Raw genomic sequence first — 15,064 nt, 5'->3', positions numbered from 1 at the left:
CGTCCACTGATGAGACGCTGCACACGGCGGGATTTTCGCGGGCCTCCGTCATCTGGGGTCCGTACGGGGAGGTGGCAAGTAGTGGAGCAGCTGACGCAGCACGACCCGAGGCGGATCGGCCCCTTCGAGGTGCTGGGACGGCTCGGGGCCGGCGGCATGGGGCTGGTCTATCTGGCCCGGTCCGCGTCGGGCCGCCGGGTGGCGATCAAGACCGTCCGTACGGAACTGGCCGAGGACCAGCTGTTCCGGGTGCGCTTCACGCGCGAGGTGGAGGCCGCCCGGGCCGTCAGCGGCTTCTACACGGCCGCCGTCGTGGACGCCGACCCGCGCGCCGCCGTGCCGTGGCTGGCCACGGCGTACGTGCCCGCCCCCTCGCTCGAAGAGATCGTGAACGAGTGCGGGCCCATGCCCACCCAGGCCGTCCGCTGGCTGGCGGCGGGCATCGCGGAGGCCCTCCAGTCCATCCACGGGGCGCAGCTCGTCCACCGCGACATGAAGCCGTCGAACGTGCTCGTCGTGGAGGACGGCCCCCGGGTCATCGACTTCGGCATCGCGTCCGGCGTCTCCAACACCCGGCTCACCATGACCAACGTGGCCGTCGGCACGCCCGCGTACATGTCACCGGAGCAGGCCCGGGACTCGCGGAGCGTGACGGGGGCCAGCGACATCTTCTCGCTCGGCTCGACGCTCGTCTTCGCCGCGACCGGGCACGCCCCGTACCGGGGGGCCAACCCGGTCGAGACGGTGTTCATGCTGCTGCGCGAGAGCCCCGACCTGTCGGGCCTGCCGGACGATCTGCGGCCGCTGATCGACTCCTGCATGCAGACGGACCCGGCCCTGCGGCCCAGCCCGGCCGACCTCCAGGCCCAGCTCGCCCCGCACCTCTTCGCCTCCGGCGGCGGTGACGACGACGGCGGTACGGCTTCCGCGTGGCTGCCGGCCGCCGCGACCGAGCTGATCGAGCGGCGCCGGGGCGGTGGCCGTACGCCGGCCGCCCCGCCCGCCCCGCCCGTCGCGCCGCCGCGCCCCGCCGAGACCGCGCCGCACCCGCCGCCCGGCGCGGACTGGGACGGCCCCTGGCACAGCGGTGCCCCCGCCCGCCCGACGGCCCCGCCGGTGCCCGACGCCGGGGGGCCGGTGCGGCTGACCGGCGTCCAGGTGCCGATCGGGCCCGGGCCGCGCGTCCAGGACGTCCGCGCCTCCGCCACCGGCGCCGACGCGGGCCCCGCGACCGGCTGGGTCCGCCCGCCCCACGGGGTCGACGGCACGCCCCCGCCCGCCCCCGTGCCCCCTCCGGCGCAGGCCCCCGACTCCGGGCAGTCCGGGCCCGCCCGGTGGCGGCCCTGGCGCTTCCGCATGTCCAACGACGTGTGGGGCACGCCGGTCGTCGTCGGCGACCTGCTGTACGTCACGTCCTTCGAGGTCCACGCGCTGGACACCGGCAACGGGCGGCGCCAGTTCAAGACCCGGGACGTCGCCTGGGCGATGGCCGTCGACGGCGGCCGCATCCACGCCTCGGACGGCCCCTCCCTCTACGCCCTGGACGCCACCAGCGGCGCCGAGCGGTGGCGGGTGGGCGCCGGCGCCTGGGTGTACGCGCTCAAGGCGGACCGGGGCACGGTCGTCACCGCCACCCGGGGCGGCGGTGTGCAGGCGTGGGAGGCGGCGACCGGCGAGAAGCTGTGGGACCTCACCGGTGCGCAGACGGACTTCGAGACGCCGGAGGGCGGGCCGGTCATCCACGACGGCACGGTGTACGTCTGGAAGGACGCCCGCCTCAAGGCCCTCGACGCCCGGACCGGCGTCGAGCGCTGGTCGTACCCCATCGGCGACGCGGCCTCCTGCGGCGGCGTGCCGGTCCGGGTGACGCCCGCGCCGGACGGTTACGTGTACGTCGCCGCCGGGACGCGGGTGCTCGCGGTGGACATCGCGGCCGGGCACGTCCGCTGGCACTTCGAGTGCCCGGCCGTCTTCCTGTCCCCGCCCGCCTTCGCCCCCGGCCCGGCCGTCACCGGCGGCGGGGTCTACCTCGCGGACTACCTCGGTACGGTGTACGCCCTGGACGCCGCGACCGGCAAGGACCGCTGGCGCATCGCCACGGAGGCCCGCCAGTCGGCGGAGCCGGTGCTCGTCGTCGCGGGCAACGTCCATGTGGGCAGCGGCAGCGCGCTCTACACCCTCGACGCGGTCACCGGCACCCCGAAGTGGCGGTTCGCGGCGGGCGGCGAGGTGGTGGGCGCCCCGGTCGTCGCGGACGGCCGCGTCCACTTCGGCTCGGCGGACCACGTGCTGTACACCCTCGACGCGGCGGGCGGCCAGCTCCGCTGGAAGCTCGCCACCGGCGGCGAGATCACGGGCTCGCCCGTGGTCCGGGGCGGCGTGGTGTACGCGTGCAGCAAGGACCGCTGCGTGTACGCGCTGGACGCGCTGAAGGGCACGGGGACGGGCGCCCGGGCGCGAGCGTAGGGCCTTCGCCCCGGAGACCCCGTCCGCGCACCGCCCACCAGGGCAACGGTTCCGTCCTCAATCGCCGGACGGGCTTGACTTGTCAGGCCCGACGTAGGGGTCGTCGCCCTCCGGCTCCGGCCACGGGCTCGTCTGGACCGAAGGCCCGGGCTCCCGGGTCGGCGGCCACGTGTCGGGGTCCGCGGACCCCGGCGCGTCGTATCGCGGGGCGCGGCGGCGGCCAGACATCGCCCAGGCCCCCAAAAGCATCAGCACACCCCCGCCCAGCGCCAACGCCACGCCCAAGCCCAGCCCCGAACCGTCGCCCGTGACGGCCAGGCTGTCCGTGACCTGGAAGACGCGGACCATCCACAGCACGGTGAACCCGAGCACCACCACGCCCGCGAGGGCGACGAGCGTACGGGAGCGCAGGACGACCCCCACCACCGTCACGACCGCCGCGCACAGGAACGGCAGCCACAGCGAGCCGAACAGGCCGCCGGACTGCGTACCGGTCACACCGGTACCGGTGAAGAGGTCGCCCAGCCGGTAATGCCGCCCGAGGCGGCCGTCGTACCAGTCACGGAAGGGGCTCAGCACGGCGGCCGCCGCTCCGGCGAGAGCGAGGACCGCACCGAGGACGTTGCGGATCATCTCCGTACCTCCAGAGCGCTCTCGCTCCGACGCTACGCCGCACGGGTTGCCCCCGCCACCAGACGGGAACGAGACCGTGACAGGGCCATGACCGGCCCGCCGGTCATCCGCGCCATGCTGTGCGTTACGGTTCCGTGTCGCCCGGCCACCCGGGCCGGCGGCGCACAACAGCACACAATCGGGGGCGGATTCGATGACACGGCAGCACGTCAAGCTGACGGTGGTCCTGGTCGCGGTGGTACTCGCGCTCACCGGCTTCTCAAGTGGCAGCCACGGCGGCAAGAGCAAGAGCGGAAAGAGCCGGTCCAGCAGCCACAGCAGCAGCGGCGGCGGATGCTCCAACTCCAAGAAGAGCAACGGTACGTACCACGACACGGACTCGGACGACGACTACGACGACGACTACTCGTCGAGCGGCTCGTCGGGCTCCACGTACAGCGACCCGACCCCCACCGCCACCGCGTCGGACGCGCCGCAGGTGTACGTCTTCCGCTGCGCCCAGCCCGCGAAGGGCAAGCGCAAGGCGGTCACCGCGTCCACGGTCCGCCTGACCCCGGTCGCCTCCGGCACGCACACCTACGAGGTGGACGTGACGTTCCTGGACTCGATGGGCAGCGTGGTCGACACGGGCGAGGCGACCGTGGAGGCGGACTACGGCGACACGAAGACGGTGTCCGTCCGGATGGACAGCCCGCGCCAGGTCTCCCGCGTGAAGAAGTGCAAGGTCACGGCCGAGCTGAGCTTCTGACCGCACCGCACGCAAACGTAACGGCCGCGACGGCATCCCCTCCGCGCCGCCGCGGCCGTTCCCCCGTGCCCCCGTCGAATTACGGCTTCAGTTGGCCGGCTCGCTCGTCGCGTGGGTGTCGAGCGGCTTGACCTCGCCCCCGGTGGCGTGGGTGTCCAGGGGCTCCACGGTGGCGTGCGTGTCCTGCGTCGTCAGATCCGCGTCCCCGCCGGTGGCGTGGGTGTCGGCCGGCTTGAAAATCGGGTCGGTCTTCTTCTTGTCACCCATGGGGTCATCTCCGTTGTGGCTGGCGTTGTTGCGTGGGAGGGGCCCGCCCGGCTGTTCCCCCGTGGACTGCCGGGCGGGCCCCCTGTCAGGGCCGCTCACCATAGTGGTCTGGCCACTGGTCGTCCCGCCTGCCCCCCGACGCGACGGATCGACAGGCATGAGCTTGCCGCCCGGCGATAAACGAACGATGAACGACGAGCCTGTCGCCCTCAGGACCGCTCGGAGGGGACACGGGCCAGCAGGGCACGGATCTGGGCCGCTTCCTCGGAGCCGTCGGTGTCGTAGATGGCCAGCGCCTCGCGCCAGCACGCCTCGGCACGCCCCGTCTGGCCGATGCCGTCCAAGGCCTTTCCCAGGACCGTCAGCACGTTGCCCCGGCGCCACTCCCCGCCGATGCCGCGCAGTACCGTCAGCGCGGTCTCCGCCTTGGAGGCGGCCTGCGCCGGGTTGTCGGCGGCCAGGTCCGTCTCCGCGAGGCGGAAGATGGTCATGCCCTCCCACAGACGCTGCCGGCTGTCTCGGAAGACCTCCAGGGCCTCCAGGAAGCTGCTCGTCGCCTCCTGGAGATCGCCGCTCCGGGTCAGTGCGATGCCCAGGGCGTAGCGGGCGTTCGCGCCCCGCAGGGAGTGCCCCATGCCGTCGTATATCTCGATGCCCTTCCGCGCCAGGGCCACCGCGCTCGCCGTACGGCCCATGGCCAGGTGCACCCGGGAGAGATTGCAGAGCGACGACGCCTCACCGGGAAGGTTCTCGCCCGCCTGGAAGGCTTCGATCGCGTGGGTCAGGTACCTCTCGCCGTCCTCGTGGCGGCTCTGGTAGATGGCGATGACGCCTCGGTGGTTGTACGCCCAGCAGTCGGGGAGCGGATCTTCCGTCTCGTGCGCCAACTCCAGTACCTGACAGGCCTCCTGGTCCGCCAGGGCGAACCGGCCCGCCACCAGGTGGGCGTTGCTCAACGTGACCAGCGAACGGCGCTCGGCCCTGCGGTCGCCGCCGGCGCGCGCGGCGTCCAGCATGAAGGAGGCGGCCGCCTCGTACTGCTTGGAGTTGGCACCGGACTCGGCCAGGTCCAGGGCCGCCCACAGCAGATCGATCGACCGGCGCAGCATCGTCGGGGCGGTCGACTGGCGCAGACAGGCCAGCAACGTCCCGGCCTCCGCGTACAGCCAGTCCTGGGCGTCGTGCCGGTCGCTGAAGGACAGCCCGGCGCCCTCCGTGCGTTCCAGGTGGTCCACCAGCCGGTCCCCCGGCCGCTCCAGCGCGTACACCCCCGCCGCCGTCGCCAGGTAGAAGTCCAGCAGCCGCGACAGCGCCGCATCCCGTTCCCCGGGCTCCTGTTCGTCCCGCTCCGCGCAGGAGCGCGCGTACAGGCGGACCAGGTCGTGGTAGCGGTAGCGGCCCGGGGCGGCGGACTCGACCAGGGACGTGTCGACCAGGGCCTCCAGGAGGTCCTCCGCCGTGTGCGGGTCGCGGTCGAGGAGGGCGGCCGCGGCGGCCAGCGAGATGTCCGGGCCGTCCGCGAGGCCGAGGAGGCGGAAGGCGCGGGCCTGGGCCGGTTCCAGCTGGCCGTAGCCGAGTTCGAAGGTGGCCTTCACCGCGAGGTCGCCCGCCTGGAGCTCGTCCAGGCGGCGGCGCTCGTCGGCCAGCTTGGCGGCGAGGACCGAGACGGTCCAGGTGCGCCGGGAGGCCAGCCGCGATGCGGCGATGCGGATCGCCAGGGGGAGGAAGCCGCACGCGGCGACCACGTCGAGCGCGGCCTCCCGCTCCGAGTTGATCCGCTCCTCGCCGACGATCCGGGTGAAGAGCTGGAGCGCCTCCTCCGGCGACATCACGTCCAGGTCGACCAGATGCGCCCCGGCCAGGTCGACCATCCGCACCCGGCTCGTCACCAGCGCCGCGCACCCCTCCGTGCCGGGGAGCAACGGCCGGATCTGGGCGGCGTCGTGGGCGTTGTCGAGGAGGACCAGCACCCGGCGCCCGTCCAGCGCGGAGCGGTACAGCGCGGCCCGCTCGTCCAGGGTCTCCGGAATGGCCGAGTCCGCGGTGCCGAGCGCCCGCAGGAACGCGCCGAGGACCGTCTCCGGCTCGGCGGCCCGGGCCCCGGCGCCCTGGAGGTCGACGTACAGCTGCCCGTCCGGGAAGTGTCTGCGGGCCCGGTGGGCGACGTGGACGGCGAGCGTCGTCTTGCCGACGCCCCCGATGCCGGCCAGCGCGGAGACGGCCATCACGGACCCCTCCGCCGTGCCGAGCCGGTCGCCCAGCTCGCGTACGAACGCGTCCCGGCCCGTGAAGTCCGGGACGGTCGCGGGCAGCTGGGCCGGGCGGACCGGCGCGGGGGCCGGGGCCGGGTTGTCCGCCGGGCGGGCCAGTTCCTCGTCGGCGCGCAGGATGCGCTGCTGGAGCCGGCCCAGCTCCGCGCGCGGATCGACGCCCAGCTCCTCGGCGAGCAGCCGCCGGGTGTCCGCGTAGACGGCCAGCGCCTCCGCCTGCCGTCCGCTGCGGTACAGGGCCACCATCAGCAGCTCGCGCAGCCGCTCCCGCAGGGGGTGCGCGGCGGTGAGCGCGGTCAGTTCGGAGACCGCCTCCGCGTGGCAGCCGGCCTCCAGGTCCAGGTCGAGCCGGGTCTCGGTGAGCTGGAGCCGCCACTCCTCCAGGCGGGTGCGCTGGTACTCCGCGTACGGCCCGGGCACCGAGGCCAGCGCCTCGCCGTCCCACAGGCCGAGCGCCTTGCTCAGCAGGGCCCGCGCCGCGTCCCGGTCGCCGCCCGCCCGCGCCTTCTCCGCCCCGGCCGACAGCTCCTGAGCCACGGTCAGGTCCAGCGCGTCGGCACCGGTGCGCATCGCGTAACCGCCGGAGTCGCTGACCAGGGTCTCGGGGCCGAGGATCTTGCGCAGCCGGGAGGCGTAGGTGCGTACGGCGGCCAGCGCCTGCGAGGGCGGTTCGTCGCCCCAGATGCCGTCGATGAGTTCGGCGGCCGTCGCGGTGTGCCCGCCGCGCAGCAGCAACGCCGTCAGCAGCGCGCGCTGTTGCGGCGATCCGGACGGCAGCGTCTCGCCGCCCCGGTGGACCCGGACCGGGCCGAGTACGGAGAAGTGCAGCACGGCCTCCTGCTCCGGGCCCCGCTCGGGGGCCCGCTGCTGCGGAACGCGTACCCGTGGCCCGTCGTCACGGCCCATTGCTGCCTCCTGTCCTGCCTGCGCACGGCCCGGCACGGCCGCCGTGTCCGGATTGGTCATAGACCATCCGGATTGCTCCATACCGTTGATATCGCCGTCAACAGTCTGCCTTGTGAAGGGTCGGCCCGTCAGTAACGGATGACTCTCTGCACAAGCCCTCGACAACGATCCGGAACGGGGCAGTTGGGACAGGGACGTACGAAGCGGGGCGCCCGTCCCGGGACGGGCGCCCCGGGTCTCAGGCCGTCGCCCGGACCACCGGCTCCTGGAGCTCGGTCACCCACGCGTCCCGGTCCTCCGGGCATTCGAGGCTGATCTCGCGGGCGTACCCCGACGACCGGTAGCCGTTGGCGTCGATCCAGCGGGCCAGGGTCTGGGCGGTGGGCAGCACGGCGTCCATGGAGCCCCGGTGCACGACGGTCGCCGCCTCGAAGGCGGGCAGCTCGACCACGGTGATCCCGGTGTCACCGACCGGCCCGACGGGCGCGGAGACCGTCACCCCGGCGTGCACGGTGACGCTGCCGCCGCCGTCCGGCACGTCCTCGTACCGGGCGATCCCGGGGCCCGACGGGGTCAGGCCCGCCGCCCCGAGGAGGGGGAGGAGCCGGTCGTACAGCGGGCCGATCACCGGGGTGATGTCCTGCGGCTCGTAGCTGCCGGCCACCCCGGTCAGCTCCGCGACCCGCACCGCGGGCACCTTCTTCATCACGACGTCGTCCTTGGACATGTGTCCCTCGCTCTCGATGGACCGGAGCCTCGCCTCGACCTGCGCCAGCCTGGCCGCCGCCGCGGCCATCGCCGCCTCCAGCTCCGTACGCCGCAGCCGCAGCATCCCGCGCAGCTCCTCCGGGCCCACCGCCTCGTCCAGGACCGCCCCCACCTGCTGGAGCGTGAAGCCGAGGTCCTTGAGCGCGATGATCCGGTTGAGCCGGGCGAGCTGGGCGGCGCCGTAGTGGCGGTAGCCGGTCGAGGGGTCGGTGCGGTCCGGGTGCAGCAGCCCGATCTCGTCGTAATGACGCAGCATGCGGGCCGACACCCGCCCGTACCGGGCGAAGTCTCCGATGGTGAACATGACGTCTCCCACTGCACGGCTTCACACGGTGTGAAGGTCAAGGGGCGGTCTGAACGGGCCGCGCACGGGCAGGAGCCCCGTCCCTCCGCCGGTGCGGAGGAGCGGGGCTCCTTGGGTACTGCTCTTACCGGCCGCGATCGGCCGACCCGGGCAACTAGGCCGGGGTGACGTTCTCAGCCTGCGGGCCCTTCGGACCCTGAGTGACGTCGAAGTTCACGACCTGGTTCTCCTCGAGGGAGCGGAACCCGGCCGCGTTGATCGCGGAGTAGTGGACGAAGACATCCGGGCCGCCGCCGTCCTGGGCGATGAAGCCGAAGCCCTTTTCAGCGTTGAACCACTTGACGGTTCCGGTAGCCATAAGCCCTCCTTGGGCCAAAGGGTTGCCCTGCTCCAGAACCTGCAATGAAGTCTGAAAACTACAAAAGCCTGCGGGGTTACATGCTCCGCAGGCTCTGTACTGCAAGGGAAACCAAACTGCAACTTGCTGTCGAGCCTAGCACGCAGCGTGTGCGTAGGGGTAGAGGGAAAGATCACTTCACCCGGATGTTTGATAGCCGTCCGGATGAGCCATCCGAGAGGGCCTTCCTGTGCGCCACCGCCCCCGGTGGGGCGGCCCGGCCGGGACAGGTCTAGCCTCGCGATGTGGACAATTCAACCGTTTCAAACGTCGCGGGCGACGACCGTCGCCCCCGGCCGCGCGTCGGCCACATCCAGTTCCTCAACTGCCTTCCCCTCTACTGGGGGCTGGCACGCACCGGAACCCTGCTCGACCTGGAGCTGTCGAAGGACACCCCGGAGAAGCTCAGCGAGCAACTGGTCAGGGGTGAGCTGGACATCGCCCCCGTCACCCTGGTCGAGTTCCTGCGCAACGCGGACGACCTGGTCGCCTTCCCCGACATCGCCGTCGGCTGCGACGGCCCCGTCATGTCCTGCGTGATCGTCTCGCAGCGGCCGCTGGAGGACCTGGACCGGGCCCGCGTCGCCCTCGGATCGACCTCCCGCACCTCCGTACGGCTGGCCCGGCTGCTGCTCGCCGAGCGGTACGGAGTCACCCCCGACTACTACACCTGCCCGCCGGACCTGGGCCTGATGATGCAGGAGGCGGACGCCGCCGTCCTCATCGGTGACGCGGCCCTGCGCGCCAACCTGCACGACGCGCCCCGCCTCGGGCTCCAGGTCCACGACCTGGGCGCGATGTGGAAGGAGTGGACGGGCCTGCCGTTCGTCTTCGCCGTCTGGGCCGCCCGCAAGGACTACCTGGCCGCCGAGCCCACGGCCGTCAAGCATGTCCACGAGGCGTTCCTCGCGTCCCGCGACCTGTCCCTGGAGGAGGTCACCAAGGTCGCCGAGCAGGCGGCGCGCTGGGAGGCGTTCGACGCGGAGGTCCTGGAGCGCTACTTCACGACGCTCGACTTCCGCTTCGGCCCGGACCAGCTGGCGGGCGTCCAGGAGTTCGCCCGGCGCACCGGTGCGGCGGCGGGCTTCCCGGCGGACGTGAAGGTGGAGCTCCTCGGCGGATGAGGTGTCCTATGGGCATATTCCCCCAGGGGGCGAAATCGCGAAATTGTCCCGGACCTGGAAAACGGGCCGGCTTCTCGCCGCGCGGGTCTGCGTCCGTATCTGTTCGGCTATTCGACCGGCCATGCAACAGGGGACGAATTGAAGCGGCCGCATAAGGCCGGCGCGGGTAAGTCTCCTGACTGGCGGGCCATTTCGAGTGGACCGGGCGCGGTCGGCCGTCCGGTCCCACCGACTGTCCGGTCTTCTTCCGGATGTTGCTTGTGATGCGGTAGCGTCCCCTGAAACAGCTGAAGTTGTCTGCGATGCAACACGGGGAGGTCTCGGATGGCTGGTGGACCCGGCGGTATCGACCGCGGTGCAAGTCTCACAGAGCTCAAGGGCCTGTACGAAGCGTTCCAGAAGAAGGAGGGAGAGGTCCGCGACCTCATCACTCTCCTGGACGGCAAGTCCAAGAACAGCCACGATTCCTGGCGGGGCCCTGGCGCCGACCGGTTCCGTGACGACTGGACCGGCTTCAAGCCGCACCTTGAGAAGCTCGCCAACTCCCTTGGCGATGCTCACAAGTCCGCAAAGAGCAGTCACGACCGGATCGACGAGGCAACCAGGTAGCAGCCTTCGTACGGCGTGATGCCGGGGCGGCCCGGCCGGGCCGCCCCGGCATTCTCGTGTGCCGGCTCGGCCCCGCCCCTACGCTTCCAGCAATGCCTGGACCGGCATCACCTGTCCGTTGCGAATGAGCAGACCCCGTCCGGTGGGGCCGCTGCCGGGACTGGGCAGCCGCATGTTGAACAGCTCGCCGTCCGAAGTGCTCTGGGGCGAGAGGATCAGGCCCTGGCGCGACCGCCGGACCTCCACGCCGAACCCCCGGTACTGCGAACTGAGCGTGTCCGTGGCACCGGCGGCGATGATACCGATCGCGCCATCCCGTCCGGCCTGCGCGACCTCCTCCAGGGCGGTGTCGAGCTCGGAGTCGTAGAGCATCTCGGCATCGTCCACCACGACCGCGTACGTACCGTTCGCGCGTCCGGTCAGCTCGGCGAGATCCTTGGCCGAGCTCTCCGAGTCGAGCACGCCGAGGACGCCCGCCTCGGCCCCCAGAGTGCGGAGCGGAGAGCGCCGGGGTGTCACGAGGATCAGAGGCACCTGCTGGCCGAGCAGGGTGCGCGCGGCCACCAGGAGCGTTGTGGAGCGGCCCGACTTGGGAGGACCGGCGACGAGGAACCCGGGACCGGACTCCTCCAAGTCGACCCCGATCGGCTCCAGCTCGTCGCCGCCCGCGCAGAAGAGCGCCCAGAGCGGTGACGGGGGAGTGAAGTCGGGGGCGAGCGCCCTGGCTTCCGCGACGGTGAGCCGCACGGGCAGCTCGTCCACGCGGAGCGGCCGCAGCCCTCGGGGCGGAACGCCGTGGAGTCGCAGCGCCTCCTCGCCGATGTCCCGCAACGCCGCGACCTGGGCCTGCCCGGCCGGGTCGGGTGTCAGGAGCGCGATCTGGCTCTCCTGGACGCCGTGGTCGGTCAGACGCAGGGCCCGGCCGGACGGCATGCTCTTCGGCGTGTCTCGGGTGGACAGGCCGGCCAGTGTGTAGTCGCTGCTGTCAGTCATGCGCAGGATGAGCTTGTCGCCGAACGACGGGGAGACCTGGCCGCTGAACCCACTCCGGTCCGCGGTCATGACCACCTTCACCCCCACGGCAGCGCCCTCCCGGAAGATCTTGATGATCATCTCGATGAGCCGGCCGTAGTCGATGCCCTCCAGAGCCGCGGTGTACCCCTCCCAGCCGTCCAGGAGGAGCACCATCCAGGGCAGCCGGTCCTCGGGGGCCGCCGACGCGCGCTGCTCGGCGGCGCTCGAAAGGCCCTCCACGGCCAGGAGCTGCTGGCGGCGCGAGATCTCGTCGGTCAGCCGGCCGAGCAGCCGTCGCACCCGGTCCGGCTGGTCACGGGTGACCACCGCCCCGCAGTGCGGAAGCCTGGTCAGCGGCAGCAGCGCGTTGGCTCCGCAGTCGATGCCGTAGAGGTGCACGTCCCTCGGCGATGTGGTGGCGACCAGCGAACCGGCGAGGGTACGCAGCGCGGTGGAGCGGCCCGACCGCGCCCCGCCGATCAGCATCATGTGCTCACCGTGGACGAGGTCCAGCGTCAGCGCGGCACGCGCCTGCTCCGAGGGAAGGTCCGTGAGCCCCATCCGGATCGGGGTGACCTCGCCGCCGGGCTCCGGCGCGTCGGTGGCCTCCGGCAGGTCGCCGACCGACAGCAGCTCGGGCAGCGGCGGGAGCCAGGGGCTGGGCCGAGGGCCGAAGCCCATCAGCTCCGCACCGTCGCGTACCGCGTCGACCAGCAGGCTGAGGTCGGTGACCATCGTTCCGTCGTCCTCGCCCCCGGCTGCGCTGGGCGCCGGGCGGCCGAAGTCCCTCCAGCCCACAGTGGCCGCGACGGCCTTGGGGCGGTCCGCGCCGATGCTCGGGCGCCGGCCACCGATACGGGCCGACTGGACGGCCACGAGGGACTGCGCGCCGGAACGGACGTACGCCCGGCCAGGTGTGGACTTCGCGATGGCCCCGGCGTCGGGCGCCTCGATGACGTCCGTGGATTCGGTGCTGTCCGTCACCCGGAGTGCGATGCGCAGGTTGGTGTTGGCGCGGATGTCCTGGCTGACGACGCCCGCCGGACGCTGGGTCGCCAGAATGAGGTGCACCCCGAGGGAGCGGCCTCGCCTGGCGATGTCGACGAGGCCCGCGATGAAGTCGGGCAGCTCGGCCACGAGCGAGGCGAACTCGTCGATGATCAGGACGAGCCGGGCCATCGGCTCCAGCCCGGGGCGAAGCTTTCGGGTGTCGTTGTAGTCCTCAATGTCCTTGGTGCCGGTCTCGAAGAGTATTTCCTCGCGCCGTTTGAGCTCGGCGGCCAGGGAGGCGAGGGCACGTTCGGTCAGGTGCGCGTCGAGGTCGCTCACCATGCCGACGGTGTGCGGAAGGCGGGCGCAGTCCATGAACGCGCTGCCGCCCTTGTAGTCGATCAGGACGAAGTTCAGGGCATCGGGCCGGTTGGCGACGGCCAGCGAAGCGATGATCGTCTGGAGCAGCTCGGACTTGCCGGCACCGGTCGTACCCGCCACCAGGGCGTGGGGGCCGTCGCGCCTGATGTCGAGCGTGAACGGGCCGTCCGCAGCGATGCCGATCGGCACCTCGGTGGTCGACCCGCCCCGCTTCCAGACACCGGCGACATCCGCACCGGCCGGATCGGGCATCCCGAGCAGCGACAGCAGCCGCGCCGCGGTGGGCAACGCCGCGTTGGCGTCGTCCTGGCTCACATCCCGTACCGGTGCCAGCGAACGCGCGACGAGCTCGCACCAGGCCGTCGACACCTGATCCGCCAGTACGTCGCCCAGGGCTTCAAGCCCCCCGCCGCTGATCTCGACGTGGTGCGGGGCATCGGTCCGGCCGCTGACGGCCGCCTTGCACTCTTCGGGCAGCAGCCGTTCGTCCTCCTCGATGCAGAGGGCGAACATGCCGAAAAGGGGGCCCTCCTTGAGGAGTTGCGGCATGCCGGGGACGCGCCGCAGCAGCCGTGCCCCGTCCAGGACGATCAGGGTGTACGGATCGGGGCTCAGCCCGCCTGCCGTGCCGAACCCCTGGGACGCCGCCTTCCGGCGCTCCAGTTCGGCCAGTAGCTCCTGGACCCGGCGTCCGATGGCCTCGGGGTCCGAGCCGACCAGCGAAAGGCAGTTCTGCCCCGCCTGGGGGGTGGTGTGCGGCAGCCAGTGCACCCATGTCCAGACGTCCTGGGCATCCGGCGAGGAAGAGAGCGCAACGAGCGCGAGATCCCGGGGACTGTGCAGGATCGCGGCCTGCGCGACCATCCAGTTCGCGACACCGAGGGCGGACCCGCGGTCACCCGCGACACCGACGACGCCCAGCTCCGCGAGCGGCAGCACGGCAGGTACGTCCGCAAGGACGGGCGGCTGCACCGAATCGTCGAGAGTGCCGCCGTTGGCGGACCGCAGTTCCACGTCCGAAGGGAGAGCGGCGAGACCGGCGCGGAGCTGGAGCGCATCCGGATCGACGATCCGGCGCTCCCAGAGGCGTCTGCGAGGGCCGGTGGCCCACAGCAGCAGCTCCGCCGGATCCGGGTGGGCCTCCCGGCGACCGCGCTGCTCCTCCACGCCGAGCTCGGTCAGGTTCGTCGCGTACGCCGCGCTGTCCGCCTTGTACTGCTTGACCGCCCGCTTGTACCGCTTGCGTTCGTGCCGGGCCTCGCCGGCCCAGTAGCCGATCATCATCAGCGGACTCATGGCGCAGAACAGCAGTGTGTAGAGCTGCTTGGTCATGAAGTACATCCCGACGCCGAAGAAGGCCGGGATCATCGAGGCCAGCAGCTGGAGGCGCGGCCCCTCGCCCTTCACCGGCTCCACAGGGACGATGAGGCGGGGGCGCCGTCGCAGGGGCGACAGCCTCGGCGGACGGTTGTAGGCGTAGCCGCCGTCCTCCGTGGGCGCCAAGTGGGCGTCCGGGCGCTGCGGTTCCCGCAGCCCGATGACGGAGTCACCGACGCGGACGACCGCGCCCACGGGCCAGTCGCAGTCCGCGGTGACCACGTCGTTGCCGATGGAGGCGGAGACGCCTTCCCGGGGATGGAGCGTCACGGCCCCGTCCAGGCCGACCGAGAGTTCGAGGGCGAGCGGGGGCAGCGAGCGGTCGGCGAGTGGAAGGGTGCACGAGGAACCGGTGCCGATGGTCGACCTGCCGACCTGGATGCGGGCTACATGCCCGGAACCGGGTCCCCCGCTGACATGGAGTTCGTACCGCCCCGTGGGCTCTCCTGTCCGCATGAACGGCCCGATGGCGTCGTCCGTGGTGACGCGGGCACCGTCCCGCAGGACGGACCGCGCGGGCTCGTCCGGCGCGCACCGATGGCCGTCGACCCAGAGCGGGACCCCGGCGTCGCGGGGGTCCGGTATCCGCTCGCCCCACACGGAACGCGACAGCACCACGTTCTGGTACGGCGACTGCCCGGTCACCGCCCCGGATGCCCGCCCGTCGCCACCGGTCAGGCAGGCCGCCACATCGGCGGCGGTCGCCTCCGCCTCCAGGGTGACCAGAAGGTCCTGCGGGGCAACCCCTTCCCGCACGACCGTCACCAGGACTCGCATGGATTACTTCCTCCCGGTCCGCTGCCGGACCGC

Annotated in this window: 10 protein-coding genes; 4 read left to right on the top strand and 6 right to left on the bottom strand. The window is 72.2% G+C overall.

Features of this window, described 5'->3' with window-relative positions; genetic code table 11:
• Window positions 1-81 precede the first annotated feature (81 nt).
• Complete coding sequence (locus ACIQZN_RS08940) at window positions 82-2,466, top strand: PQQ-binding-like beta-propeller repeat protein (protein WP_403989728.1); 2,385 nt, start codon at window positions 82-84, stop codon at window positions 2,464-2,466.
• A 57-nt stretch (window positions 2,467-2,523) separates the two neighbouring features.
• Here the strand turns inward: ACIQZN_RS08940 and ACIQZN_RS08935 are convergent, their stop codons facing one another.
• Window positions 2,524-3,099: a hypothetical protein gene (locus ACIQZN_RS08935; protein WP_403989726.1), complete on the bottom strand. Its 576-nt coding sequence runs from the start codon at window positions 3,097-3,099 to the stop codon at window positions 2,524-2,526.
• Between the two features lie 193 nt (window positions 3,100-3,292).
• On the opposite strand from ACIQZN_RS08935, the gene ACIQZN_RS08930 reads away from it, so the two are divergent.
• A complete protein-coding gene (locus tag ACIQZN_RS08930) occupies window positions 3,293-3,847 on the top strand; it encodes a hypothetical protein (protein ID WP_403989724.1) in 555 nt (184 codons plus the stop codon).
• A gap of 87 nt (window positions 3,848-3,934) precedes the next feature.
• On the opposite strand, the gene ACIQZN_RS08925 is transcribed toward ACIQZN_RS08930, so the two are convergent.
• From ACIQZN_RS08925 to ACIQZN_RS08910, 4 genes are all read right to left on the bottom strand, one after another.
• On the bottom strand, window positions 3,935-4,114 hold the full coding sequence (locus tag ACIQZN_RS08925) for a hypothetical protein (RefSeq protein ID WP_391258181.1): 180 nt from the start codon (window positions 4,112-4,114) through the stop codon (window positions 3,935-3,937).
• 209 nt (window positions 4,115-4,323) lie between these two features.
• On the bottom strand, window positions 4,324-7,290 hold the full coding sequence (locus tag ACIQZN_RS08920) for a BTAD domain-containing putative transcriptional regulator (RefSeq protein ID WP_403989722.1): 2,967 nt from the start codon (window positions 7,288-7,290) through the stop codon (window positions 4,324-4,326).
• A gap of 238 nt (window positions 7,291-7,528) precedes the next feature.
• Window positions 7,529-8,362, bottom strand: a complete 834-nt coding sequence (locus ACIQZN_RS08915; protein WP_403989720.1) for a MerR family transcriptional regulator — start codon at window positions 8,360-8,362, stop codon at window positions 7,529-7,531.
• A 154-nt stretch (window positions 8,363-8,516) separates the two neighbouring features.
• Complete coding sequence (locus ACIQZN_RS08910; protein ID WP_006347360.1) at window positions 8,517-8,720, bottom strand: cold-shock protein; 204 nt, start codon at window positions 8,718-8,720, stop codon at window positions 8,517-8,519.
• A 284-nt stretch (window positions 8,721-9,004) separates the two neighbouring features.
• Here ACIQZN_RS08910 and ACIQZN_RS08905 point away from each other — a divergent pair, with 284 nt between their 5' ends.
• A complete protein-coding gene (locus ACIQZN_RS08905; protein ID WP_403989718.1) occupies window positions 9,005-9,883 on the top strand; it encodes a menaquinone biosynthetic enzyme MqnA/MqnD family protein in 879 nt (292 codons plus the stop codon).
• 324 nt (window positions 9,884-10,207) lie between these two features.
• Entirely contained in the window at window positions 10,208-10,492 is a 285-nt protein-coding gene (locus ACIQZN_RS08900) for a WXG100 family type VII secretion target (protein ID WP_403989716.1), read from the top strand.
• A gap of 78 nt (window positions 10,493-10,570) precedes the next feature.
• Here ACIQZN_RS08900 and ACIQZN_RS08895 read toward each other — a convergent pair whose 3' ends face one another.
• Window positions 10,571-15,031, bottom strand: a complete 4,461-nt coding sequence (locus ACIQZN_RS08895) for an FtsK/SpoIIIE domain-containing protein (RefSeq protein WP_403989714.1) — start codon at window positions 15,029-15,031, stop codon at window positions 10,571-10,573.
• Window positions 15,032-15,064 lie beyond the last annotated feature (33 nt).

It is taken from the genome of Streptomyces sp. NPDC097595, assembly GCF_044761525.1.
GTDB classification, from domain to species: domain Bacteria; phylum Actinomycetota; class Actinomycetes; order Streptomycetales; family Streptomycetaceae; genus Streptomyces; species Streptomyces drozdowiczii_A.
Note: the sequence above shows the minus strand (reverse complement) of the source record. Positions and strands in the feature narration are given on the sequence as shown.